The following is a 23,961-nucleotide window of genomic DNA, read 5'->3' on the forward strand; positions in this document are numbered from 1 at the left end:
TTCTTTTGGCGCTCAGAACGAAAAACGCTCCCGCCCTGCCGACTGTGCCGGACAAGGACGAGAGCGTATAACTTCCGTGGTACCACCTTGCTTCGCCGTGCCCTTGCAGGCGCGGCCTTGCGCCGGAACTCCGGCGAGCGCGGTAACGGGCGCACCCGTCGCGGGCTAACGATTCGCCCGCGCAGCTCGGAGACCATCTTCGGCATCGCGCGGCCTGCCCGGTTCCATCCTTCGGGCTTTCTGTCAGGCGCAGACGAGGCGTACTCTTCTCTTCACAGCCAGTTTACATTATTATATTTAATATACGCAAAATCGGCGGGTTTGTCAATGATAATGTGTCAGACCTCGTAATCCAGACAGACCCGGTTCTTATAATAGGGCCGCACCTTGCTATCGGCCACGGCCACATGGGCCGGATGCTTGGAGTAGCCCTTGAGCGCCTCGGCGGACTCGAAGGTGGTGTCCAGCATCAGGTCGGCGTTGGAAGAGGGCAGGCCGTTGATGTTGACGTGCACCTCCACGAGGCCCGGGATCTGACCGGCCAGACCCTCAAGGCCTGCCTTGATGCCCGCCTTGATGTCGGCCTTTTCGGCGTCGGAATACTCGTCCTTGAGCTGCCAGAGAATGATATGCTTGACCATAATAAAAATCCTCCTGTTGTTGGCTGGGATGCTTTGACGCCCTTATTGTAACATCTGCACAAAAACTGTGCAAGAGCTTTTGTTTGCCCGGGAAAGGACGGGATGATATAATAGAAAGGAAAGCGAGCCGGGGCAGAGCGGCGTCTGCACCCGGCAGGACAAGCGGACAACTGCGGGCCGCGCCGACCGGTACCCGCCAGAACATGAGGAAATTTAGATGAGAAAGCACCTGACCCACCTTGCGGCCGCTCTGGCCGTGACGCTTCTGCTCGGCGCTGCGGCCAGCCCCCTGCGCGCTGCTGCCGCTGCGCCTGAGCTGCCTGCGGTTGTGGCTGAGCTGGACGCGGAGAACGCAGCCGAGGCTGCGGCAGAGAGCCGCCTGAGCCAGAGCTATCTGGATATGACCATCGAATACAACGACCCGCACCCCGTCCGTCAGCTCTATCTTTCCAGTGTGGCAGACGGAGATATGGTCTACCAGTGGTACAGCACCAACCCCGCCGTAGCGACCGTAGACCGCAACGGCCTCGTAACGGCCCAGAAGCCCGGCAAGACCACCATCGTGGCCAACACCTACACCACCACCCTGCGGTGTGACGTAACGGTGGTGTCCAACGTGGGCCGGGTGACCCTGAATCAGGAGCGGCTGTATCTGGAGAACATCGGCGGCACGGCGGCCCTGAGAGCTTCCGTAGCCGTGAAGAACGGTGACGCAGTACCCATCACTTGGACTACCAGCAACCCTGCCGCCGCCACCGTAGACCCCTTTGGTCTGGTAACGGCGGTGGGGGACGGGGAGGCCCTGATCACCGCCACCACCCCGGACGGCCACAGCGCCTGCTGCAATGTCTACTGCGGCACGCAGGTGGCGATTCAGGAACAGATCGAGGCCGATGAGGTAAAGATCGCCCTCGGCGTCCTCGGCGGCTTTGCCGTTCTGGCCGGTGTGCTGGCGCTGGCGACCTCCGGCGGCTGAGCCGGAACAGGAACAAAAACAAAAGCAGGCACACACCCGGGAAAGCCGGAGCGGCGTGCCTGCTTTACTTTTACCATTGCTCTACTGAGGAAAATTAAGTGGCAAAGTTCCAATATAATAACATAGATACGTTCAGAATCGAACTTTGCCAGCTTGGCAAAGTTCCCTGAGATTGGCAAAGTTCGAAGTTTGCCAGCAGGGCACAAGTTTGCCACCTTGGCAAAGTTCGTTTTATGGCGTTGGTACGCTGATATTTTGGAACTTGGCCAGATAACCCGCGTGGCTCGGAGGCTTCTTACACACCCGAAGCGCCATAGTTTGCCAGCACGCGGGCGGAGGGGTCGTTGACGTTGCAGCCCGGCCACGCCTTGTTGGGCATCCAGAAGCCCACGATGGTGCGGCTCTGGTCGTGGTAGTATTTCTCGAAGATCTCGCGGTAGAACAGGCTCTCCTTGGTGAAGGGCATACAGTGGGCGGAGTAGTTTGCCCGGCGGAGCTGGAACTCCTCGTCGGTATAGAGGCTCTCGGCGTACTCCTTGATGTCGTCCACCATGCTGTGGCCTACGGCGTCGGAGAAGGCGGCCTTCTCGCGCCAGAGGATCTCCGGCGGCAGCCAGTCGCCCTCGAATGCCTTGCGCAGCAGGTACTTGCCCTTGCCGTAGCTGTTCAGCTTCTTTTCGGGGTCGATGGCCATGACGTACCGGACGAAGTCGAGGTCGCCGAAGGGCACGCGGGCCTCGATGCTGTTGGCGGAGATGCAGCGGTCGGCGCGGAGGACGTCGTACATATACAGCTCACGGATGCGCTTCTGGCTCTCCTGCTGGAAGGCGTCGGCGGTAGGGGCGTAGTCGGTGTATTTGTAGCCGAACAGCTCGTCGGAGATCTCGCCGGTCAGCAGCACCCGGACGTCGGTCTGCTCGTGGATGGCCTTGCAGAGCAGATACATTCCCATGCTGGCGCGGATGGTGGTGATGTCCCATGTGCCCAGCAGCCGGATGACCTCCTCAAGGTTCTGGATGACGATGTCCCGGTTGATGATGATCTCGTGGTGCTCGCTGCCCAGATACTCGGCGGTCTGGCGGGCATATTTCAGGTCGATGGCGTCGGTGTCCATGCCGATGGCGAAGGTGCGGATGGGTTTGCCCAGCTTTTTGGCGGCGATGGAGCAGACCAGCGAGGAGTCGAGGCCGCCCGAAAGCAGGAAGCCGACGGGGGCATCGGCGTCCAGACGCTTTTCTACACCGGCGATGAGCTTTTCGCGGATGTTGGTCAGGATGGTGTCCATGTCGTCCTGCATGGGGGCGGGCACGTCGGCGATGTCCTCGTAGCGGACGAAGCGGCCGTCGCAGTAGTAGCTGCCGATGGGGAAGGGGCGGATGTCGTCGCACCAGCCGATGAGGTTCTGCATCTCGGAGGCAAAGGCAATCTTGTGGCTGGACTTGGAGTAGCCGTAGAACAGCGGGCGGATGCCGATGGGGTCGCGGGCCGCGATGAGGCGGTCCTTGCGGGAGTCGTACATGATAAGGGCAAACTCGGAGTCCATGTGGCGGAACATATCCAGACCGTACTCATAGTAGAGCGGCAGCAGGATCTCGCAGTCGCAGTCGGAGTGGAACTTATAGCCCCGGCGCTTCAGGATCTCCTTCTCAAAGCGGAAGCCGTACAGCTCGCCGTTGCAGACCACGCAGTCGGCCCCGCGGTAGAAGGGCTGCATCCCCTCCGGGGTCAGGCCCATGATGGCCAGACGGCCAAAGCCCATCAGGCCGAAAGGCCCCTCCACGACCCGCTGGTCGTCCGGCCCGCGGGAGACGGTGCGCATCAGGTATTCTTTGAATTTGTCGGCACTGATATCGTGCCCGGTATAGCCGATCACACAGCACATATTTCTTACCCCTCTTATGTTGGTTTTTGACTTCTCCGTCACGCCTGCGAAGCTTTCCCTTCTTCGTCCCGGCGGGGAGGCGGATAAAATAAAAAATACGGCAGCAAACGTCCTGTTGCTAGGACGAATGCTGCCGTATCCGTGGTGCCACCTAAATTACCGGCAGAGCCTGCCAGTCACTTTGTGCGCTCTCCCCGTTGAAAGCACTGCCGCGATAACGAGCGGCGCACGTCTGCCCCTACTGCCCGCAGCGCCACAGCACCCGGGGGTTCAGGGGGAAGCTCACGGGGGTTCGTTCAGGCCCGGCCATCTGCGCGGCTCACACCTGCCCGCACTCTCTGGAAGAGGGCGCTTGGGCCTTACTTTTCCCGTTCAACGCTTTTCTTGCGAGAATTGTATCACTGCTTTTTCTCCGTGTCAACCTCTGCGCAGCAATTTTTACAGGTTTGTGCAGCCTGCCCGTCCTGAGCCTCGTTTGCGGCGCAGCTGCGGCACATACCATACAAAACGCTGCCCTCGCATTGCAGGGTGAAGCCGTGCTCGGCCATCAGGTGGGCGCGCACCTCGTCCATGAAGTGGCAGTCCAGATGATAGATGCGCCCGCACCGCACGCACTTGAGGTGCAGGTGCTCCCGGCAGTGGCGGCCCTCGTCCACATACTGGAACACGGCCTTTTCGCCCTTGTCGGCCACATATTTCATCACCCGCTGCTCTCCGGCCAGCTTGTCCAGATAGCGGTAGACGGTGGTGGGGTTGGGGCTGGCCCCTTCGGCCTCCAGATGCTCGAGGATGTTGGAGGCGCTGACCGCGTGCTGGCGGTTGCGGATGAGATAATCTAAGATGAGCTGGCGGGTCTTGGTGTTGTAGCCGTCGCTTCGTGCCATGATGCAGATCCCTTCTTTCTCTTTGTAGTGTATCACATTTTATTCTTCGATGCAAAACAACAGGGAGATTCGGACAATAAGCACAAAAACTGTTGTGAAATATGTGCAAAAATGAGGAATGATATTTAGGCAAAACAGAAATCAAGCCAAACTTAGGCGGAAACTCTTGTAAAAAATGTCCTATTGTGTGATAATAAAATCGAGAGAATAGTTGGATTGTTTCAGGGATACAAGCAGCACCGGAAGACCGCGTGTGGAACGTCCAGCAGGAAATGATTGGAGAAGAGGAAGATGAAAGAGACGGAAACACAGGCAAAGCTGAGCCTGAAGCTGCAGGCGTATCAGTACCTGAAGACCAAGATCCTCAACTGTGAGTACCGCCCGAACGAGTTCCTGAACGAGCAGAAGCTCTGCGCGGAGATGGGCAACATCAGCCGCACCCCCATGCGGGACGCGCTGGGGCGTCTGGAACAGGAGGGCCTGATCACCATCCTGCCCAAGAAGGGGCTGATGGTCTCCGGCATCACCGAGGACGATGTGCACAGTATGTTCGAGATGCGTCTGCTGGTGGAGCCTTATGCCCTGCGCACCTATGGCGCAGACATCCCCCACGGGGAGCTGGAGCACTTTGTCCAGATGATGCACGACCCGGATATCATCGACGACTTCTGCAAGGCGGACGATGACTTCCACGAGCTGCTCATGAGCACCCTGCCCAACAAGTATATGCGCTCGGCCTACGACCGCATCACCGGCCTGAACACCCGGTTCCGCATCATGACCGGCAAGGTGAGCATGATCAACCGGGAGCAGACCTGCGAGGAGCATCTGGAGATCCTCGAGCCTGCCCTGAAGGGCGACTGGAACACCGCCGCCGACGCCCTCCAGAAGCATCTGGAGATCGCCCGCGACAAGGCCGAGGGGGTCATCAAGGTCATCCGCCTGTGGTAAATCAACAGAGCAGAAAGGCTGCTGCACCATGTGTGCGGCAGCCTTTTTTGAAATGAGGTCATCCAATGGAGCACAACACACTCGCCCGCCCGGGGCCTTCCCTCAGCGGCACGGCTCTGAAGCGCATCGCCTGCCTGTCCATGCTCATCGACCACATCGGCGCGGCTCTGCTGGAAAACGGCCTGTTCCGGCAGAATGCCGTCTGGCAGGGCGGCGTCCGGCTGGATTTTGTGATGCGGATGGCGGGGCGGCTGGCCTTTCCCATCTACTGCTTCCTGCTGGTGGAGGGGTTCGTGCACACCCACGACTTCCGGAAATACGCCCTGCGGATGCTGGGCTTTGCCCTCCTCAGTGAGTTCCCCTTTGACTGGGCCTTCTTCTCCGGGGTCTGGTGGGGGCATCAGAATGTCTATTTCACCCTGCTGCTGGGCCTGCTGGCCATGAAGGCGCTGGACACCTTCCGGACCGGGGAGGGGACGCCGGACGCCCGGGGCATCCTCTGCGCGGCAGCCTGCACCGGGGCGGCGGCGCTGCTCCGCTGCGACTACGACGTGATGGGGATGGCCCTCATCCTCGCCCTCTATCTGACGCGGAAAGACCGGGTGGCCCAGTGCATCGCGGGCGTAGTCTTCACCCTCTTCGAGCCGGTGGCCCCGCTGGCCTTCGGGCTGGTGTGGTTTTATAGCGGCGAGCGGGGTAGCTGCTCAAGGGCCGAACAGTGGGCGTTCTACTGGTTCTACCCCGTCCATCTTTTCCTTCTCGCTGTCCTCACGAACCTCCTGCTTTTCCAAAAGTAAGGAGCTGTTTTCACAGGCATTGCACTCCGCTCACGGAAGCGGTTCCTGACCGAAAATTATAAAAAGTTGACACAAAATTACAACAGAAAATGCAAAAAACTGGCACTCCTTTCTGAAAAATATGGTATAATAGGCGGTAGGATAGCAAAAATGCATCAGGAGGTTCTACCAATGAAGATCATTCGTGCAAAAGATTACAAGGATATGTCCCGCAAGGCGGCCAATATCATCTCCGCGCAGGTCATCATGAAGCCGAACTGTGTGCTGGGTCTGGCGACCGGCGGCACCCCTGTGGGCGCATACGCACAGCTGGTGGAGTGGTACAACAAGGGCGACCTCGACTTCTCCGAAGTCACCACCGTCAACCTCGACGAGTACCGCGGCCTGCCCAAGGAGCACCCCGAGAGCTACTGGAGCTTCATGCACAAGAACCTGTTCGACCATGTGAACATCCGCCCCGAGGCCGTCCATCTGCCCGACGGCACCAACCCCGACGCGGCTGATGCCTGCGCCAAGTACAACGAGGTCATCCACAGCGTGGGCGGCATCGACCTGCAGCTGCTGGGCCTCGGCCCCAACGGCCACATCGGCTTCAACGAGCCGGGCGAGGCCTTCGAGCTGGAGACCCACTGTGTTGACCTGACCGAGGCCACCATCGAGGCCAACAAGCGCTTCTTCGACGGCAACGAGGATCTCGTCCCCAAGCAGGCCTATACCATGGGCATCAAGACCATTATGCAGGCCCGCAAGGTGCTGGTGGTGGCCAACGGTCTGGCCAAGGCCAAGGCGGTCAAGGCGGTCGTCTCCGGCCCTGTCACCCCCGAGTGCCCGGGTTCGATTTTGCAGCTGCACCCCGACTGCACCCTCGTGGCGGACGAAGAGGCTCTGAGCCTGCTGTAAGCCCCGGAGGAGCGTATGGACGAAAACGAAAAGAAAACGGCAGAAGCCCTGCAGGAACAGTCCAAGCCGGAGGACTACAGCCGCTACATGGGCACGTTGAACCGCATCTACCGCCGGAACGACGACCCCAAGCGCAAGAAGCTGGGCGACGGCATCGGCTCGCTGAAAAAGGGTCAGCAGCCTGCCGCCCCTGTGCCGGAGCCGGGCAAAAAAGACCGCAGCTTCCTCGTCGTGGCGGGCGGTGCCATCCTGCTTCTGGCCATCCTGTACTTCATCAAGCTTCTCTGAGAACATCATAGCAATTCAACTTTTTAATGCAACGGCAACAGCGTTGAATTGCATATCGCAAATATGCTGTTTTCAGGTTGCACTAATTTCTTGCCTTGCGATAAAAAAATGCCGCCGCGCAGTTCAAACTGCACGGCGGCATTTTTTATAATACGATGCTCAGACGTTCTCGGTCAGGAACTTCTCCACAGCCTCGATGGCAGCTGCCTCGTCTTCGCCCTCGGCGGTGACGGTGATGGTCTCGCCCTGACGGATGCCCATGCCCATCACGGCCATCAGCTTGCGCATATCGCAGGTCTTGCCGTTCTTCTCGATGGTGATGGTGCTGGTATACTGCTTGGCCAGCTTGACCAGCAGGCCGGCAGGGCGTGCGTGGACGCCAAGCTCATCTTTGATGGTGTACTGGAACTGTTTCATGGGTCGTAGTCTCCTTATCAATGAAAGAGGGATGGGACGGTCAAGGCTTAGACTGCACTCTCGTAGTCCAGCATGAACTGCACGATGCCGTCCATTGCCAGCTCACGGGGGTCGAGCTTCAGCTTGCCCTCGCGGATCTTGGCGTAGCTGATGGGCATATACTGGTGGAGCATATTCATGGGGATGGGGTAGGCGCGGAGGTTGTCGAACAGCTTGTTCATGGCGGCGACCACCTCGGGCTGGCCGATGTAGTAGCGGGCACGGTCGGAGTAGCTGTACTTGCGGCACTGTGCCAGATGCTTCTCGTCGCCGTGGTAGTGCTTCTCCCAGTTGGCGGGGGAGGCCAGCATGACGGCGTCCAGCGTCTCAATGAAGTTGGCGCGCTGATCCTCGGGGACAAGCTCTTTCTCCATCATGCTGAGGGAGAACAGGGCCTCGCGGAGGCCGTAGGTCAGGGCCGGGCCGACCTTCAGGATGGCGATGCCGTCCGTGACCATGTTGTACAGGTCGGCGGCGGTCTGGTAGTCGGTAGAGTGGCCCTCGAAGCAGATGTCGGGGAACTCCTTCAGCGCGGCGCACAGGTCTACGGCAGCAGCGGGGTCATAGTCGAACACCTGCTCGTCGCCGAACTCGACGCCGGGCTGGACGACCACGGCGATGACGTCCTTCATGCCGTCGCCCACGCCCTCTTCGGTCCAGACGCGCTGGTAGGTAGAGACCGTGTCGCGGAAAGCATCGGGGCTGGTGACAGCCAGCGTGTCCTCAGCCTCGGTAGCACCGCCGGGGATGGGCACTTCGCTGCCGATGACGAAGACGGGACGCATGGCGTCGGGCTTCTCGGCCTTCAGCTCCTCGTAGCCCTTCATGGCGGCTTTGTAGAGGGCTGCGCCGCGGCGCGCGATGACCTCCGTTTTCAGCAGGCCGGCGGGGTCGTCGGCCACCTTCATGCTGGTGTCGAGGTGGATCTTGGTAAAGCCGGCGCGGGCGTACTGATAGACCAGCTCCACCGAGTTCTTCATGGCCTCAGCCTCGGGCAGCTTCTGCCACGTCAGGGGGCCGAGGTGGTCGCCTGCGAGGATCATCATGTTCTCGGGCAGGTCGATGTCCTTGGCCATTTTCAGGACCATCTGATAGAAGTCTGCGGGCTTCATGCCGGTGTAGCCGCCGAACTGGTTGACCTGATTGGCGGTGGCCTCGATCAGGACGGGGATGCTGCGCTCCTTGGCGCGGCGCAGAGCGATCTCGATGACCAGCTCATTGGCGCTGCAATAAGAGGGGATGCCGCAGCGAATGCCCTGACGGCGCTTGTCCATCATTTCCTGAAGCGGATGTTTCATGATCGATCTTCTCCTTCGTGTTTCCTTCTCAGAGCTTGGGCTGACCCATGCAGTAGGTCTGCAGGACGTCGTAGTTGTCTTCCAGCACCACAAGGTCGGCGTCCTTGCCCACCTGAATGGAGCCTTTGCGGTCGTCCAGATGCAGGCACTTGGCCGGGTTGATGGTGCAGGAGTTCAGCGCGTAGTTGAAGGGGACGAGAGCCTCCTCCACAAGGATGCGCAGGCCCTTGTTGATGTTCAGGGTAGAGCCTGCCAGACCGCCGGTGGCCGTCAGATGGGCGCTGCCGTCGGGGTAGATGATGATCTCATTGCCGCCGAAGAGGTACTTGCTGCCCACGGGGGTGCCCTTGGCCATCAGGGCGTCGGAGATCATGATGGCGTAGTCCGGCCCCTTGCTCATGAAGTAGTTGTTCAGGGCAGCGGGGGTGGAGTGGCAGCCGTCGCAGATGATCTCGCCGTACATGGTGCGGATGCGGTAGGCCGCGCCCACCAGACCGTTGGCGCGGTGGTTGAAGGGCGACATACCGTTATAAACGTGGGTCATGGAGCGCGCGCCGTTGGCATAGGCCATGACGGCCTGCTCGTAGGTGGCGCCGCTGTGGCCGATGCTGACCACCACGCCGTGGGCGGTCAGATAGCGGGTGAGGGCAAAGTCCTCATCGTGCTCGGTGGCCAGCGTGACATAGCGGATGTGGCCCCGGGCCGCCTTCTGGTAGTGCTCGAACTGCTCGATGGTGGGTTTCACGATGTACTGGTCGGGCTGTGCGCCCTTGTACTTCATGTCGAGGTAGGGACCCTCGAAGTGGATGCCCAAAATCTCTGCGCCGTCGTAGCCGCTCTCCATGACGTTCGCCACATTGGTGACGGCGTTGGTCAGCACCTCGACGCTCTGGGTGATGGTGGTGGCGAGGAAGCTGGTGACGCCCTCCGAGACGATGTGCTCGGCCCAGTAGCGCAGGCCGTCCTCGTTTGCATCGTTGGTGTCGAACTCGTAGGCACCATGGCAGTGGATGTCCATGAAGCCGGGGACGATGCGCTTGTCGCCGTAATCGTCGTCCACATCCTTGGTGCCATAGGGCAGGATGGCGGTGATCCTGCCGTCATTCACCTCAATGGCAGCAGGGACGAACTGGTCTGCCAGCCAGACCTTTTTGCTTTGTATTACCATTTTGAATGCCCTCCTTCTGGGGTAGATCGCTTGATTTCATTATACCGCAAGGCTTTGGAAAAATATTTATAATTTTCAATCGAGTTGTTATTCCTTTCGGCAAAAAGCTATAAAAATGAGCGAAAAAACGGCTTGGGAGGCCGATGCCGGGGCGGCAGTTTGTCTTTTTCAATCAAAAAGTTATGGCTTTCAGTTACCCCCTTGTTTTCTGCGGTTTGAATGTGATATAACAAACAAAAGAGAGCGGAACAGCTCTGCTATGGAATTATCAGAAAAAAGTTTTACCGTGTCCATTAGGAGGTAGATTTAGGATGAGCATTTTTAATCTGACCGATGAGAAGATGAAGGAGACGTCTTCCACCTTTACGGCCCACGAGATCTATCAGCAGCCTGCAACATGGCGCAAGACCTGCGCCCAGCTGGCCGCCTGCAAGGATGAGCTTCAGGCTTTTATCGATCAGGTCGTCAAGCAGGATGATTTCGACATCGTCCTCACCGGTGCCGGCACCAGCGAGTTCGTCGGCAACTCTCTCTTTCAGGACCTGAACCCCAAGTATAACTATAAGGTCAAGTCCTACGCTTCTACCGACCTTGTACCCTCTCCCGAGAATTTCCTCTCCCGCACCAAGCCCACCCTGCTGGTGAACTTTGGCCGCTCGGGCAACTCTCCCGAGTCTCTGGGCAACGTGGAGGCCGCTGAGGTCGTCTGCCAGAACCTGTATCACCTGTTTGTGACCTGCAACCACGAGGGCACCCTGTCCAAGCTGGCAAACACCCGTCACAACTGCTTCGCCATCAACCTGACCCCCGAGACCCACGACCAGTCCTTCGCTATGACTTCCAGCTACAGCAATATGTATCTGGCCACCTATCTGGCCTTCAACCTCGACAAGCTGGACGAGATCACCGCTGAGGTGGAGAAGCTGGCAGAGGCTGGCCAGCACTTCCTCGACGACCAGTTCGGTCTGGCACAGAAGATCGTGGACGAGTTCGATTACAACCGCATCGTCTATCTGGGCAACATCGGCCTGAAGGGCGTCGCTCAGGAGTCCGCTCTGAAGACCCTCGAGCTGACCGCCGGCAAGGTCGCCACCATGTACGACTCCGAGCTGGGCTTCCGCCACGGCCCCAAGTCCATCATCGACGACAACACCCTGACCGTCGCTTACCTGAGCGATGACGAGTACCGCCGCCGCTACGAGCTGGATCTGGTCAAGGAGATGGCCCATCAGCGCAAGGGCAACAAGATCGCCGTCGTCTACAACCACGACTGCGAGGGCATCGAAGAGCTGGCCGACTATCCCGTCCAGATCAAGGTCGGCGCAGACATGGAGAACGTCCTGCTGGGTCTGGACTTCATCCTCTTCGCACAGACCATCGCTCTGATGAAGTCCCTGTCTCTGGGCATCACCCCGGACAACCCCTGCCCCACCGGCGAGGTGAACCGCGTCGTCAAGGGCGTCACCCTGTACCCCTACACGCTGAAATAATCAAAACAACGTCATAAATTCAGGAGGGCAACGAGTATGATCGGTTTGGTAGTTACCGGCCACGGCCATTTTGCAGACGGTATCCACACCTCTGCGCAGATGATCGCGGGCGAAAATGATTATGTCCGCTACATCAACTTTGAAGAGGGGATGACTCCCGAGCAGCTGGCCGAGAAGTTCAACGCGGCGTTTGACGAGTTCAAGAGCTGCGACGGCGTCGTGGTGCTGTCCGACCTGCCCGGCGGCTCTCCCTTCAAGACTGCTGTGGAGTGCAAGTATGCACGCCCGGAGCAGAAGATCGAGGTCATCGCAGGCACCAACCTGCCCATGATCGTTACCGCTGTGACCATGCTGGACATGGAGGATGACCCCCGCTCGCTGGCCGATGAACTGATCGAGACCGGCAGGGACTGCATCGCTCTGTTTGAGCTGGAGGCTGCCACTGCCGAGACTGAGTCTGAAGAAAGTGACGGGATCTGATCTATGGCCATCAACTGGGAAGTGATCCTCTGGACCTGCATCACGCTGGCTGTGCTCATGGGAGTCATCGGCCTCATTCTCTATGCCATCTCGGCCAAGAACGTGCGCAGTAAGCGCAAGGAGCTGGGCGAGGTGCACACGGGGCTGAAGGTCGGCTCCCACATCATGTTCGCAGGCGGCGTCTACGGCAAGGTAGTCAGCATCGATAACGAAGATACCCTCCGGGTGGAGGTGGCCCCCAAGGTCATCATCACCATCTCCCGCTATGCAGTCCAGAGCCTGCTGAAGTAAGCAGCAGCGTCCCCCTGTATTCTGCTATATACTTTACCTTTCTTTCATAACGACAGGACCCCCGCAGAAGCATCACAGCATTCTGCGGGGGTCTTGTCATTTGTGCAGCAAAAAAACGGGAGCAGACGTCCCGAAGGGCGTCCGCTCCCGCTGCGATTTTATGTGATTAAGCCTTGCCGTTGCTGCCGCAGACAAGGATCTTGCTCTTGACATACTCCTTGACGTACTCGCGACCGACGGCGCTGTACTTCTTCGGGTCGAAGACCTCAGGATCCTTGGCGAGGTATTCCTTCAGGCCCTTGCTGAAGGCGATGCGCAGGTCGGTGGCGTAGTTGACCTTGCACATACCGCGTGCAACGCACTCACGGACGGCATCGTCGGGCACGCCGGAGGTGCCATGCAGCACCAGAGGCACAGACACGACCTTGCGGATCTCGCTCAGGCGCTCAATATCCAGCTTGGGAGTTCCCTTGTAGACGCCGTGGGCGGTGCCGATGGCGACAGCCAGAGAGTCCACGCCGGTGCGCTCTGCAAACTCAGCAGCCTCGGAGGGGACGGTGTAGCCGTTGCCATTGCCACCGTCAAGGTCGTCTTCCTTGCCGCCGACCTTGCCCAGCTCAGCCTCCACCGGGATGCCGGCGGCGTGGCAGGCGCGAACCACGGACTTGGTGATCTCGATGTTCTCCTCGAAGACATGGTGCGAGCCGTCGATCATGACGGAGGTGTAACCGGCGCGGAAGGCCTGCATGGCCAGCTCGTAGCTGCTGCCGTGGTCGAGGTGCATCACGACGGGGACGCTGGCCTCAGAAGCAGCGGCGGCCACCATGGCGTGGAACATGGCCGGAGAAGCATACTTCAGGGTGCCCGGGGTGGTCTGGACGATGACGGGAGCGCGCAGCTCCTCGGCAGCGGCGATGATGGCCTGCACCATCTCCATGTTCTCGGCATTGAACGCGCCGATGGCGTAATGGTTCTTCTGTGCGTCGAGCATCAGCTCTTTGGTCGTAACTAAAGACATAGTAAAACCTCCTGATAGCTTACCTTCTTCAAAAGCGTTAAGAGTTTAACGATTCATCCTTATTATAGATAGTCTCGGCTAATTTGGCAAGAGCAAAAACGCTAAAGAGTTTGTCATTTGCGGTTGATTTTTCAAAAGTCCAGCTGTGCGTCCTGCCGGGCGGCCTCGAGGACCGACACCACCTGACGGGTCTTTTCCAGCGCCTGATAGCAGGCGTCATAGTCCTTGGCGGCGAGGAGGGCGGCGATGTCCGATACTTCATAATACCACGGCGACTCGTCGCATTCGCGGGAGAACGTCTCCTGTCCGGGGCGGTCGAGGAGAAGCTTCTTGCAGTTGCTGCTGCCCGGCTCGATGAGGATGCGGCCCTTTTCGCCCACCAGCTGGACGCTTCCCGGCGCGGCGCAGTCCTTCGCGCCGGTGCACTGGCAGAGGAAGTCCGGGTATTCCAACAGGAGGATGCCGCTGGTGTCGATGCCGTTCCGGTAAAGATTGGGGTGGTAGCTGACCGACATCGGCTCGCCGAACAGGCCCACCACGAAGTGGACGTTGTAAAGGTTGAGGTCCATCAGCGCACCGCCGCAGCAGGCCGGGTCGAACACCGGCGGCACCTGCCCGGAGAGCAGGGCATCGTACCGGCTGGAATACTGGCAGAAGGTGCAGGAGACGATGCGGAGGGGGCCGATGTCGGGCAGGTGCTCCTTCACGAGGGCATAGTTGGGGTGATGGGCCGTGGTGATGGCCTCGAAGAGGAACAGATGACGCTCTCTGGCCAGACCGATCAGCTCGTCGGCCTCGGCCACAGTGGGCACGAAGGGCTTTTCGCAGAGGACGTTCTTCCCGGCCAGAAGCGCCGCCTTGGCCTGCCCGTAATGGAGGCTGTTGGGGGTGGCGATGTAAATGAGGTCGATGTCCGGGTCGGCCAGCATGGCGTCATAGTCGGTGTAGACCTTCGGGATGCCGAACGACTGGGCCAGCGCCTCGCCGGTGGCCTTCTGCCGGGAGCAGACCGCCGCGCAGTGGAATGCGGGGACTTTCGCAAACTCCGCCGCCATCGTGCGGGCGATGGAGCCTGTGCCGAGGATGCCGAGGTTCATATGGGTGCTCCTCCTTCTATCGCAATTTTCAAAAATAGCGCCTATCAGAATAGCATATTTGCGATATGCAGTTTGCGGATGTTGCCTGTGCATTAAAAACGCAAACTGCTATATATAATGAGTATCAGAGACTGGCCTGACAGTTCTGCTTGACGAACTCACTGGGGGACATATGGTACTTCATGTTGAAGGATTTGGAGAAATAGTGGATAGAGCTGTAGCCCAGCCGCAGCGAGATCTCGCTGATGGTGTAGCGGTTCTCGAGCAGCATCTGACAGCTGCGCTCCAGTTTTTTGTCGTTGATATACTTTTTGGGGGACTGGTCCACCGAGTTCTTGAACAGCAGCTGCAGGGCCGACCGGGACAGCGAAAAGTGCTCGCAGATCTCCGGGATGGTCAGCGGGTCGTAGATGTTGTCGTGGATGTAGGCGATGATGCGGTCGAAAAGCTCGTCCATCGCGCTCTGGTGGGCTGTGCTGCTGGCGGACGTCATGGGGGAGGCGTAGGTGCCTTGGAGCAGACGGATGATGGTCTCGGTCAGCAGGCAGAGCATCAGGCTGTTCATATAGGGGATACCGGTGGTGCTCTCCCGGACGAAGGTTTTTAATAAGGTGTTGATCTTCTGGTCGTAGTGGAACACCCGGTTGATGAGGGCGTCGTACCAGACCTCCCGCTCCACAGGCGTCAGGTTGCGCATATCGAAGAGGATGGTCATATAGGAGGCCCTGTGCTCTTCGTCGGTGTACTGGGTGTGGAACTGGCCCGGGCCGTAGATCATCAGGTCTTTTTCCTTTAAGTAGTAGAGCACACCGTCCACCTCCGTTTCCAGCTCACCGGTGTCCACATAGGTCAGCTCGAAGAAATCGTGCTGCTCCCCCTTGAAGCAATAATTCTCGGTGCGGATGCGGTAGTAGTAGCCCAGGATCTTCTGGATCTCGATGCGGGGCAGGACGGCCAGAAATTCGTACTGGGAAGGAAAGTCCGTGATGTGAAGCGAATAACTGCTCTCGGCGTAGAGGTCGTATTCCAGCTTCTGGGTCGTGGAAACGACGGCGAAGTAGACGTTCGGCTTGATGTGGATGAGCCGGTTCATGGCAAACTCCTCCACGGCGGCTGCGTCCGCCGTGTGGGAGACCAGCAGCACGCCGATGCCCTCCTTTACCTGTAAATAGGTATCGCAGTTGAAGCAGTAGAACTGGGAGACATAGCGGCGGGTGATGGCGACCATTGTCTGATGGATCAGCTCCGGGTGTTCGCGGTCGATGGGCTGATGATAGACCGAGCCGTAATCCAGAAAACTGTCGTTGGAAGTTTCGCGTTGCATTCAAATCCCTCCTTACTGAAAAAGTATATCATTTTTTTGGCAATTTGAATAGTCTTATTTGCACTTTTTTGGTAGATTGTAATGAGACTCGCTGAATTTAACCGTTTTTTCGAAACAGTTTGTTAAAAAATATAAAGACATTTGTTCAAATATAGCCTATAATGTAGTTACTCTGAATTGGAAACTCAGACAAAAAACTCAAGGAGGAATTTGAGAATGCCGAACATTGTTCTTACGCGGATCGACAACCGTCTTGTGCACGGTCAGGTCGCAACGCAGTGGTGTGGCGCCATTGGTGCAAACCTTATTCTGGTGGCCAACGACGAGGTGGCTGGCAACAGCCTGCGTCAGGGCCTGATGAATATGGCTGCTCCCGCCTACGCTGCAATGCGCTACTGGACCATCCAGAAGACGATCGATACCATCCACAAGGCCAGCGCCAAGCAGCTGATCTTCATCGTCTGCGAGAACCCGCAGGATGTCGTCAAGCTGGTGGAGGGTGGCGTCCCCATCAAGAAAGTCAACATCGGAAACATGCACATGGCAGAAGGTAAGCGTCAGGTTGCAGGTTCCGTCGCCGTTGACGACGCCGATGTGGCTGCTTTCAAGCGGCTGCAGGAGCTTGGTGTGGAGCTGGAGATCCGCCGCGTTCCTACCGAACACGCGGAAAGCACCGACAAGCTGTTCAAGTAAACAGACGGCTGCTCTCCTAAATACTTGAAAAGGAGTACTTATTATGGGCTTTAGTGCACTTCAGATCATTCTGGTCTTTGTGTGGGTCTTTATCGTGGCCATCGACCAGTTTGATTTCTTGGAATCCCTGTACCAGCCTATCGTTTCCGGTGCTGTCATCGGTGCGATCTTGGGCGATCTTCCCACCGGTCTGATCGTTGGCGGTACTTACCAGCTGATGACCATCGGCAACATGCCGGTCGGCGGCGCTCAGCCGCCAAACGCAGTCATCGGCGGCGTCATGGCTGCCGTGTTTGCGATCTCTTCTCATCTGGATACCACCGCTGCTGTCGGTCTGGCAGTTCCCTTCGCTCTGATCGGCCAGTACATGGTTACCTTCCTGTTCACCCTCATGTCCCCCATGATGTCCAAAGCTGACCAGTTGGCAGCAAAGGGCGACACCAAGGGCATCGTCCGTCTGAACTATATGGCAATGGCTCTGCTGGGCCTGCTGTTTGCAGTTGTCTGCACCCTCGGTATGCTGGGCGGCTCTGCAATGGGCACTACCCTGAGCAACCTCGCTGCGAAGTACGCATGGGTCATGGCTGGTCTGGGCGCTGCCGGTGGTATGATGCGTTTCGTCGGTTTCGCAACCCTGCTGCGTATCATGCTGTCCAACGAGTTCTGGGGCATCTACTTTGCTGGTTTTGCTCTGGCAACCATCATCGGCTACATCCCCGAACTGTCCGGCTCTGCTCTGCTGCTGATCGCATTTGTGGGCATTGCAATTGCTCTGTACGACTACCAGACTCGCGTTGCTATCAAGCAGGCTGCTGGTTCTGGTTTTGCTGCGAATGGAGGCGACGACGAAGATGGCATCTAATGCAACTCATTACAACAATCTGACTCCCGCGCAGCCTTTGGATAAGGCTACGCTGAATAAGATGGTGTTCCGTTCCCTGAACCTGCAGGCATCTTTCAACTACGAGCGTATGCAGGCTGCCGGCTGGCTGTACTGCATCCTGCCCGGTCTGGAAAAGATCCACAGCGATAACAAGGAAGACCTGAAGCTCTCCATGGAGCATAACCTTGAGTTCTTCAATACTCACCCCTTCCTCGTTACCTTCGTTATGGGCATCATCCTCTCTCTGGAACAGCAGAAGGCTGACATCGAAACCATTCGTGCCGTGCGTGTTGCCGCTATGGGTCCTCTGGGCGGTATCGGCGACGCAATCTTCTGGTTCACTCTGGTTCCTATCACCGCAGGTATCACATCGAACATGGCCATCAACGGATCGCTTGCTGGTCCTATCATGTTCCTGCTGATCTTCAACATCGTGCAGTTCGCATGCCGCTTCTTCCTGATGTACTGGTCTTATAATCTGGGCACCAAGGCAATCGACATCCTGACTGCCAACGCAAAGGAGTTCACCCGTGCAGCTTCCATGCTGGGCGTCTTCATCGTCGGTGCTCTGACTTCCAACTACGGCGGCACCACCGTTGCTACCGTTATCGAGAACGGCGACAGCCCCATCGTTATCCAGAGCATTCTGGATGGCGTCCTGCCCAAGCTGATCCCTCTGGCTCTGACCCTCGGCCTGTTCTTCCTGATGAAGAAGAAGAACTGGAAGCCCGTTACCTGCATCGCTCTGCTGCTGGTCATCGGTCTGGTCGGCGCATTCTTTGGTATCTTCGCTTAATTCAAAGCTGGAGCTACAATGCACGCTGTACTTCTTGATTTTAATGGGACGATGTTCTTTGATACCCACTTCCACATGGAAGCATGGTCAAAGATCTATCATGAACTGCACCCCGAGGACAAAAGCCCTCTTGCTTCGACGAAGATATGCGGCCCCTGCAATGACGTCATCCTGAAGAACATGGCCCCGTGGCTCACCCCTGCGGAGCGCCAGCAGTATTCAGAAAAGAAAGAGGCTCTGTACCGGGAGGCGTGCAGGAGCGATCCTGCCAGTTTACACCTCGTAGCAGGTGCTGAAGAGCTGCTGCAAGGCTTACAGAAGCGCGGCATCCCGTTCGCGCTGGCGAGTGCTTCCATAAAAGCGAATGTTGATTTCTACTTTGACGCGTTTCCAATCGGTCACTGGCTGAAACAACAGGATGTCGTATACGACGACGGAAGCTATGCCGACAAGGGCGAGATGCATCTGGAAGCGGCGCGGAGGCTGGGTGTTCCGTTCTCTGAGTGCTTGGTCATCGAGGACAGCGTCACCGCCATCGCTCTGGCAAAACGAAACGGCGCAGGCCGGCTCGTGGGCATCGGAGAGACGGCAGACGGGTCTGAGCTGCTGGCACTGGGGGCAGACCACTACATCCACGACTTTACAGAATTTGATTACGGTTGGCTGGAAAACTGAGTTCACCCAATGAGTTTCCACTTCCACAGTTATAAAGCGGCTTCGAGCGATCGAAGCCGCTTTTGTTGTGTCCGGGAGACAGGACGCTTTGCACGGCGCAGGCCCCAAAAGTGGAAAACTGCACAGTGGGGTAAAATAAAATGCGAAGGACAGTTCCTTTGCGGAAACATCCTTCGCATCTTCGCAATATGTCCCAGACAGGAGTCGAACCTGCGGCCTTCCCCTTAGGAGATGGACCCAGTGCATATATTCCCTATCAACGGGGATAAAGAAAATGCAGTTATATCAAGGCTTTTCTCCATGTTCTCTATAAACCTTGTACAAGCAAAATCAAGCAAAAACAAAGGATTTTAGCCCCCTATTGTTTGCACTCTGTTTGCAAAGGCGCGAAATTTGGCGTTAGCCAAAAGTTCAATTCCCGTCGAGACTTAATTATATTCATGGTATCGTGGACATAGTTTACCATACATAGAGGTTCATTACAAGAGGTATAGAGCCAGTAAAAGTGCCTGTTTTATCTTTTTCAGGAAAGGTAGAGCAGGCACTTTTTTTCATATCTAAACTTAGAAAGAAATGAGGTGAAATTATGAATACACAGATTATTGCCATAGCCAACCAAAAAGGTGGTGTCGGCAAAACAACCACTTGTGCCAATCTTGGAATTGGTCTGGCGCAGTCCGGGAAGAAAGTCCTTCTGATTGACGGAGACCCACAGGGAAGCCTGACCATCAGCTTGGGCAATCCTCAGCCTGATAAGCTGCCCTTTACACTGTCAGACGCTATGGGCCGTATTTTGATGGATGAACCAATTCGTCCCGGCGAGGGTATCCTGCACCACCCTGAGGGCGTAGACCTGATGCCTGCGGACATCCAGCTATCTGGTATGGAGGTATCTCTGGTAAACGCTATGAGCCGAGAAACCATTCTGCGACAATATCTGGACACGCTGAAGGGGCAATACTCCCATATCCTTATTGATTGCCAGCCCTCCCTGGGTATGCTTACGGTCAATGCACTGGCTGCCGCTAATAGGGTTATAATCCCCGTCCAGGCAGAGTATCTTCCAGCTAAAGGTTTGGAGCAGCTTTTGCAAACTATCAATAAGGTTCGCAGACAAATCAATCCCAAGCTGCAAATTGATGGGATTCTGCTGACGATGGTAGACAGCCGAACCAACTTTGCCAAAGAAATCTCCGCTCTTCTGCGCGAAACCTATGGCAGTAAGATCAAGGTGTTTACATCAGAAATTCCTCATTCTGTCAGGGCTAAAGAAATCAGTGCTGAAGGAAAAAGCATTTATGCCCATGATCCTAATGGCAAAGTGGCTGAGGGCTACAAAAATCTGACGAAGGAGGTATTGAAACTTGAAAAGCAGCGCGAAAAAAATAGAGCTGGCCTCAGTAGATGACCTGTTTTCTACTGAAGAAAGTCGGCAAGACGAGCAACTGGAAAAAATTCAGGAAATTCCCCTATCTGAACTGCATCCGTTCAAGGATCACCCCTTCAAGGTCAAGGATGATGATGCAATGATAGAAACCGCAGACAGCATCAAAAAGTATGGAGTTTTGGTTCCTGCGATTGCCAGACCACTGCCTGATGGCGGTTATGAGCTGGTAGCCGGTCACAGACGCCGCAGAGCCAGCGAATTGGCCGGAAAAGAAACCATGCCTGTCATTGTGCGCGACTTGGATGACGATGCTGCCACAATTATTATGGTTGACAGCAATTTGCAGCGAGAAAATCTGCTCCCCAGTGAAAGGGCCTTTGCCTACAAAATGAAGCTGGAAGCCATTAAACATCAAGGAGCAAGAACAGACCTGACTTCTGTTCAAGTTGAACAGAAGTTGAGCGCCAGAGACCAGGTGGCAAAAGAAGCCGGTGAACGAAGCGGTATCCAGGTAATGCGATATGTTCGTTTGACTGAACTGATTCCAGAGCTTTTGGATATGGTGGATACTAAGAAATCAAATACCCAAAAACAAAATACTCATGGATCAAATACCGATTCCATTCCCTTCCGGGAAACAGCGGCGGTAATACCGCCGGAACGGAAAGGAAGGGATGCGATGTCTGTCACAGAGATAGAAAATTATCGGGAATTGATTTTGGAGGATATCGAGTATGATTGTCTGAAGCAGCGTTATCCTCTCTACCTGGATGACCTGAATGAGATCGTAGAGCTGTTGGTAGAAACGGTCTGTGCCAAACGAAAGACCACCCGGATCTCTGGTGCGGACTTTCCTCATGAAATTGTACGCTCCCGCTTTTTGAAGCTGGACAGCTCTCACATCGAGTTTGTCATGGACTGTCTGCAAAAGAACACCACCCAGGTACACAACATCAAGCAGTACCTGCTTGCAGTGCTGTTCAACGCTCCTACCACCATGAATAACCACTACACTTCACTGGTAAATCACGATATGCACGCAGGCGGCTGGTAATCAGCCGCTTTTGTATTACACCAAAGGAGGCACAGCATGAATCAGATTGAAATTTTCAATAGTCCAGAGTTCGGAAGCATTCGCACTTTGGAACAGAATGGCAAAGTATTATTTTGCGGTACAGATGTGGCAACAGCGCTGGGATATACCAATCCACGCAAAGCCGTCCGCGACCATACCAGGGGTGGAACGAAATGTTCCATAGGGGTCCAGACTGGGAAAAAGGCAGATGGAAGCCCCGCGGTACAAATGGTCGAAATGCTCTTTATCCCCGAAGGTGATCTATATCGTCTGATCGCCCATAGTAAACTGCCGTCAGCGGAACGGTTTGAACAATGGGTGTTTGATGAAGTTCTACCTGCCATTCGCAAGCACGGAGCCTATCTCACAAAAGAGAAGTTGTGGGAGATAGCCACTTCTCCGGAAGCTCTGATAAAGCTCTGCTCCGAGCTGCTTGCTGAGCGGGAAGAAAATGCGTCGCTACGAGAGGAAAATGCCCTGCTGGAGAGTAAGGCAGCCTTTTATGATTTGTTCATCGACCTCAATCACAGTACCAACCTCCGCACCACCGCCAAAGAGTTGCTTGTCCCGGAGCGTCGGTTTGTCCGTTTCCTTCTGGAAAAGCGTTTTGTGTACCGCACCGCATCCGGTAATGTACTGCCCTATGCAAAGCCAGCCAATGAAGGACTGTTTTGTGTCAAAGACTACTGCAATCACGGGCATATCGGCTCCTATACGCTGATAACCCCGCAAGGCAAACTCTACTTTGCTCAGCTGAGAGACATGATTTTGATGGTTGTATGAGAGTGGGAAAGGAAGTGAGTTTTATGCCAGAAGGCAAAACAATCGGTCAGCTGATGGAAGAAATGCGCCAGAAAGCTGGAGCGCAGAACTATCACGGCCATGACTACATGGATCTCCAGCGATTTGCTGAGAACACCCGGCACATGATTATTTTTGATGTGCTGACGCATGACTCCCCGGTGGGCTGGAAAGGTGAACGAACCCGCCTGTTTTTGTCAGATAAGGGCTATGAAAAAGCTCTGGACAGTCAGGCAAAGGGACAGATCAAGATTCTCAGTCATGCAAAGGTCAGAAATGGAGATTTGCTCTATGACCGTTCTGAGCAAATTCGTTGAGGGCGGTTCGATGAAGAAATACCTTCTCCGGCGGCTGGTGGTCCCGCCTTAGAAATAAATGCACCACCCCTGCACATTTTGTGGAAAGGAGGCGATGAAAATGCAGGAAGAAGTGGAAAACAGGACTTTAACGCTGGTTGTCAGCGGAACAAAGTTCACCGGCAGGCTGCTCAAAGCCGCCATCAGCAAGTACCTTGCCCACCGCAAGGAAAAGAAGCTGCAAAAGCAGAGAAGCCGTGACGCGCCTGTGAAGCCCCAGGGCAAGCAGACGGTGAAACAGCTGATTGGTCAAAACCAAGGGGTTTCCAACATCGAGATCACCGACCCCTCCATCAAGGAGTTTGAGAAGATCGCCCGGAAATACGGCGTGGACTATGCGGTGAAGAAGGACCGCAGCAGCTCCCCACCCAAGTACCTGATCTTTTTCAAGGGTCGGGACGCGGATGCCCTGACCGCTGCTTTTACCGAGTACACCGGGAAAAAGGTCAGAAAGGCGGAGAAATCCGAGCGCCCGTCCGTGCTGGCAAAGCTGAGCCAGTTCAAAGAACTGGTAAAACACGCCGTCGTGGACCGGAACAAGCGGAAGGAGCTGGAACGATGAAAAAGCAGCTGAACATCAAAAAGCTCATTTTGCTGAATCTGCCGTATATCCTGATGGGGCTTTTCTCCACCAACTTCGGTGAAGCGTGGCGGATGGCCGTGGGTGCGGACGCTTCGGCAAAAATGCTCTCGTTCTTCTCCACGCTGCCGGTGGCGCTGGCCAGCTGGTGGCCCAGCCTGCACCCGCTGGACCTGCTGGTGGGCCTGTGCTGCTGCGGCGGCCTGCGGCTGGCTGTGTACCTGAAAAGCAAGAACGCCAAGAAGTACAGGCACGGCATGGAATACGGTTCCGCCCGGTGGGGAACCCATGAGGACATTACACCCTACATCGACCCGGTATTCCAGAACAATGTGATTCTGACGAAAACGGAGAGCCTGACAATGAACAGCCGCCCCAAGGACCCAAAGACCGCCAGAAACAAAAATGTGCTGGTGATTGGCGGCTCCGGTTCCGGTAAGACCCGCTTCTGGCTCAAACCGAATCTGATGCAGATGCACAGTTCCTATGTGGTCACAGACCCGAAGGGAACCATTTTGGTGGAGTGCGGAAAAATGCTCCAAAGGGGCGCACCCAAGCTGGGGAAAGACGGAAAGCCTATGAAGGATAAGCACGGCAAGGTCATTTATGAGCCGTACCGAATCAAGGTCCTAAATACCATTAACTTCAAGAAGTCCATGCACTATAACCCTTTCGCCTATATCCATGCCCTGCTGTCCAGTATCAGTCAGGAACGGATCAACCGGGAATTGGCGCAGGAATATGCCGCACAGATCAGAGTAAATGAAAAGCGTG

25 protein-coding genes, 3 pseudogenes and 1 other annotated feature are annotated in these 23,961 nt (G+C 56.3%); of the genes and pseudogenes, 19 read left to right on the top strand and 9 right to left on the bottom strand.

From position 1 onward, the window contains the following. Positions 1 to 338: 338 nt before the first annotated feature. The gene (locus MTP38_RS03710) at positions 339 to 641 is read right to left on the bottom strand and encodes a Dabb family protein (protein ID WP_158400089.1); all 303 of its coding nucleotides are present in this window, start codon (positions 639 to 641) and stop codon (positions 339 to 341) included. Between the two features lie 217 nt (positions 642 to 858). Between MTP38_RS03710 and MTP38_RS03715 the strand changes: the two genes are divergently transcribed. After that, the gene (locus MTP38_RS03715; protein WP_249234305.1) at positions 859 to 1,617 is read left to right on the top strand and encodes an Ig-like domain-containing protein; all 759 of its coding nucleotides are present in this window, start codon (positions 859 to 861) and stop codon (positions 1,615 to 1,617) included. 295 nt (positions 1,618 to 1,912) lie between these two features. Here MTP38_RS03715 and asnB read toward each other — a convergent pair whose 3' ends face one another. Further along, positions 1,913 to 3,499 carry an asparagine synthase B gene (gene asnB, locus MTP38_RS03720; protein ID WP_249234306.1) on the bottom strand — a complete coding sequence of 529 codons (1,587 nt, stop codon included), beginning with the start codon at positions 3,497 to 3,499 and terminating at the stop codon, positions 1,913 to 1,915. Between the two features lie 116 nt (positions 3,500 to 3,615). Continuing rightward, positions 3,616 to 3,884: a binding site (T-box leader), on the bottom strand. Between the two features lie 13 nt (positions 3,885 to 3,897). After that, positions 3,898 to 4,383, bottom strand: a complete 486-nt coding sequence (locus MTP38_RS03725) for a Fur family transcriptional regulator (protein ID WP_227620364.1) — start codon at positions 4,381 to 4,383, stop codon at positions 3,898 to 3,900. 291 nt (positions 4,384 to 4,674) lie between these two features. Here MTP38_RS03725 and MTP38_RS03730 point away from each other — a divergent pair, with 291 nt between their 5' ends. The 4 genes from MTP38_RS03730 (at position 4,675) to MTP38_RS03745 (ending at position 7,319) form a co-directional block, all read left to right on the top strand. Continuing rightward, complete coding sequence (locus MTP38_RS03730) at positions 4,675 to 5,334, top strand: GntR family transcriptional regulator (RefSeq protein WP_249234307.1); 660 nt, start codon at positions 4,675 to 4,677, stop codon at positions 5,332 to 5,334. Between the two features lie 65 nt (positions 5,335 to 5,399). After that, positions 5,400 to 6,131 carry a TraX family protein gene (locus tag MTP38_RS03735; RefSeq protein ID WP_249234308.1) on the top strand — a complete coding sequence of 244 codons (732 nt, stop codon included), beginning with the start codon at positions 5,400 to 5,402 and terminating at the stop codon, positions 6,129 to 6,131. Positions 6,132 to 6,302: 171 nt separating this feature from the next. Continuing rightward, the gene (gene nagB / locus MTP38_RS03740; protein ID WP_249234309.1) at positions 6,303 to 7,031 is read left to right on the top strand and encodes a glucosamine-6-phosphate deaminase; all 729 of its coding nucleotides are present in this window, start codon (positions 6,303 to 6,305) and stop codon (positions 7,029 to 7,031) included. Between the two features lie 15 nt (positions 7,032 to 7,046). Then, the gene (locus tag MTP38_RS03745) at positions 7,047 to 7,319 is read left to right on the top strand and encodes a hypothetical protein (protein WP_249234310.1); all 273 of its coding nucleotides are present in this window, start codon (positions 7,047 to 7,049) and stop codon (positions 7,317 to 7,319) included. 159 nt (positions 7,320 to 7,478) lie between these two features. Here the strand turns inward: MTP38_RS03745 and MTP38_RS03750 are convergent, their stop codons facing one another. The 3 genes from MTP38_RS03750 to nagA are packed head-to-tail and all read right to left on the bottom strand — an operon-like array spanning position 7,479 to position 10,241. Continuing rightward, positions 7,479 to 7,736, bottom strand: a complete 258-nt coding sequence (locus tag MTP38_RS03750) for an HPr family phosphocarrier protein (RefSeq protein ID WP_217211774.1) — start codon at positions 7,734 to 7,736, stop codon at positions 7,479 to 7,481. A gap of 47 nt (positions 7,737 to 7,783) precedes the next feature. Further along, on the bottom strand, positions 7,784 to 9,073 hold the full coding sequence (locus MTP38_RS03755) for a class II D-tagatose-bisphosphate aldolase, non-catalytic subunit (RefSeq protein ID WP_249234311.1): 1,290 nt from the start codon (positions 9,071 to 9,073) through the stop codon (positions 7,784 to 7,786). 28 nt (positions 9,074 to 9,101) lie between these two features. Continuing rightward, entirely contained in the window at positions 9,102 to 10,241 is a 1,140-nt protein-coding gene (nagA, locus tag MTP38_RS03760; protein WP_158402996.1) for an N-acetylglucosamine-6-phosphate deacetylase, read from the bottom strand. 311 nt (positions 10,242 to 10,552) lie between these two features. Between nagA and MTP38_RS03765 the strand changes: the two genes are divergently transcribed. The 3 genes from MTP38_RS03765 to yajC are packed head-to-tail and all read left to right on the top strand — an operon-like array spanning position 10,553 to position 12,502. Further along, a complete protein-coding gene (locus tag MTP38_RS03765; protein ID WP_249234312.1) occupies positions 10,553 to 11,731 on the top strand; it encodes an SIS domain-containing protein in 1,179 nt (392 codons plus the stop codon). 36 nt (positions 11,732 to 11,767) lie between these two features. Beyond that, positions 11,768 to 12,211, top strand: a complete 444-nt coding sequence (agaF, locus tag MTP38_RS03770) for a PTS galactosamine/N-acetylgalactosamine transporter subunit IIA (protein WP_149794804.1) — start codon at positions 11,768 to 11,770, stop codon at positions 12,209 to 12,211. 3 nt (positions 12,212 to 12,214) lie between these two features. Beyond that, the gene (gene yajC, locus MTP38_RS03775) at positions 12,215 to 12,502 is read left to right on the top strand and encodes a preprotein translocase subunit YajC (RefSeq protein ID WP_227620373.1); all 288 of its coding nucleotides are present in this window, start codon (positions 12,215 to 12,217) and stop codon (positions 12,500 to 12,502) included. Positions 12,503 to 12,668: 166 nt separating this feature from the next. On the opposite strand, the gene fba is transcribed toward yajC, so the two are convergent. The 3 genes from fba to MTP38_RS03790 all read right to left on the bottom strand — a co-directional run bounded on the left by fba (position 12,669) and on the right by MTP38_RS03790 (position 15,941). Continuing rightward, complete coding sequence (gene fba, locus MTP38_RS03780) at positions 12,669 to 13,520, bottom strand: class II fructose-1,6-bisphosphate aldolase (protein ID WP_227620374.1); 852 nt, start codon at positions 13,518 to 13,520, stop codon at positions 12,669 to 12,671. A 131-nt stretch (positions 13,521 to 13,651) separates the two neighbouring features. Next, complete coding sequence (locus MTP38_RS03785) at positions 13,652 to 14,617, bottom strand: Gfo/Idh/MocA family protein (protein WP_249234313.1); 966 nt, start codon at positions 14,615 to 14,617, stop codon at positions 13,652 to 13,654. Between the two features lie 124 nt (positions 14,618 to 14,741). Further along, on the bottom strand, positions 14,742 to 15,941 hold the full coding sequence (locus tag MTP38_RS03790) for a helix-turn-helix domain-containing protein (RefSeq protein ID WP_249234314.1): 1,200 nt from the start codon (positions 15,939 to 15,941) through the stop codon (positions 14,742 to 14,744). Positions 15,942 to 16,157: 216 nt separating this feature from the next. Here MTP38_RS03790 and agaV point away from each other — a divergent pair, with 216 nt between their 5' ends. From agaV to MTP38_RS03840, 11 genes and pseudogenes are all read left to right on the top strand, one after another. Then, positions 16,158 to 16,634, top strand: a complete 477-nt coding sequence (gene agaV / locus MTP38_RS03795; protein ID WP_227620377.1) for a PTS N-acetylgalactosamine transporter subunit IIB — start codon at positions 16,158 to 16,160, stop codon at positions 16,632 to 16,634. 43 nt (positions 16,635 to 16,677) lie between these two features. Beyond that, the gene (locus MTP38_RS03800) at positions 16,678 to 17,496 is read left to right on the top strand and encodes a PTS mannose/fructose/sorbose/N-acetylgalactosamine transporter subunit IIC (protein ID WP_227620378.1); all 819 of its coding nucleotides are present in this window, start codon (positions 16,678 to 16,680) and stop codon (positions 17,494 to 17,496) included. Further along, a complete protein-coding gene (locus tag MTP38_RS03805; RefSeq protein ID WP_227620379.1) occupies positions 17,486 to 18,313 on the top strand; it encodes a PTS system mannose/fructose/sorbose family transporter subunit IID in 828 nt (275 codons plus the stop codon). Before MTP38_RS03800 ends, MTP38_RS03805 begins: the two co-directional genes overlap by 11 nt. 18 nt (positions 18,314 to 18,331) lie before the next feature. After that, complete coding sequence (locus MTP38_RS03810) at positions 18,332 to 18,988, top strand: HAD family hydrolase (RefSeq protein WP_227620380.1); 657 nt, start codon at positions 18,332 to 18,334, stop codon at positions 18,986 to 18,988. Positions 18,989 to 19,574: 586 nt separating this feature from the next. Beyond that, the gene (locus MTP38_RS03815; protein WP_002569249.1) at positions 19,575 to 20,396 is read left to right on the top strand and encodes a ParA family protein; all 822 of its coding nucleotides are present in this window, start codon (positions 19,575 to 19,577) and stop codon (positions 20,394 to 20,396) included. Beyond that, positions 20,353 to 20,952 (top strand): annotated as a pseudogene (locus tag MTP38_RS13670) (ParB/RepB/Spo0J family partition protein); the annotation flags it as partial. The gene MTP38_RS03815 and the pseudogene MTP38_RS13670, both read left to right, overlap by 44 nt. Further along, positions 20,941 to 21,429 (top strand): annotated as a pseudogene (locus MTP38_RS13675) (DUF6017 domain-containing protein); the annotation flags it as partial. The pseudogenes MTP38_RS13670 and MTP38_RS13675, both read left to right, overlap by 12 nt. 36 nt (positions 21,430 to 21,465) lie before the next feature. Then, entirely contained in the window at positions 21,466 to 22,233 is a 768-nt protein-coding gene (locus tag MTP38_RS03825; RefSeq protein WP_002589066.1) for a BRO family protein, read from the top strand. A gap of 23 nt (positions 22,234 to 22,256) precedes the next feature. Next, entirely contained in the window at positions 22,257 to 22,568 is a 312-nt protein-coding gene (locus MTP38_RS03830; RefSeq protein WP_008723307.1) for a DUF5720 family protein, read from the top strand. A gap of 100 nt (positions 22,569 to 22,668) precedes the next feature. Next, complete coding sequence (locus MTP38_RS03835) at positions 22,669 to 23,169, top strand: PcfB family protein (RefSeq protein WP_008723309.1); 501 nt, start codon at positions 22,669 to 22,671, stop codon at positions 23,167 to 23,169. Beyond that, a pseudogene (locus tag MTP38_RS03840) lies at positions 23,166 to 23,876 on the top strand (type IV secretory system conjugative DNA transfer family protein); the annotation flags it as partial. The gene MTP38_RS03835 and the pseudogene MTP38_RS03840, both read left to right, overlap by 4 nt. Positions 23,877 to 23,961: the final 85 nt, after the last annotated feature.

Source organism: Faecalibacterium sp. I3-3-89 (assembly GCF_023347275.1).
Lineage (GTDB): Bacteria > Bacillota > Clostridia > Oscillospirales > Ruminococcaceae > Faecalibacterium > Faecalibacterium butyricigenerans.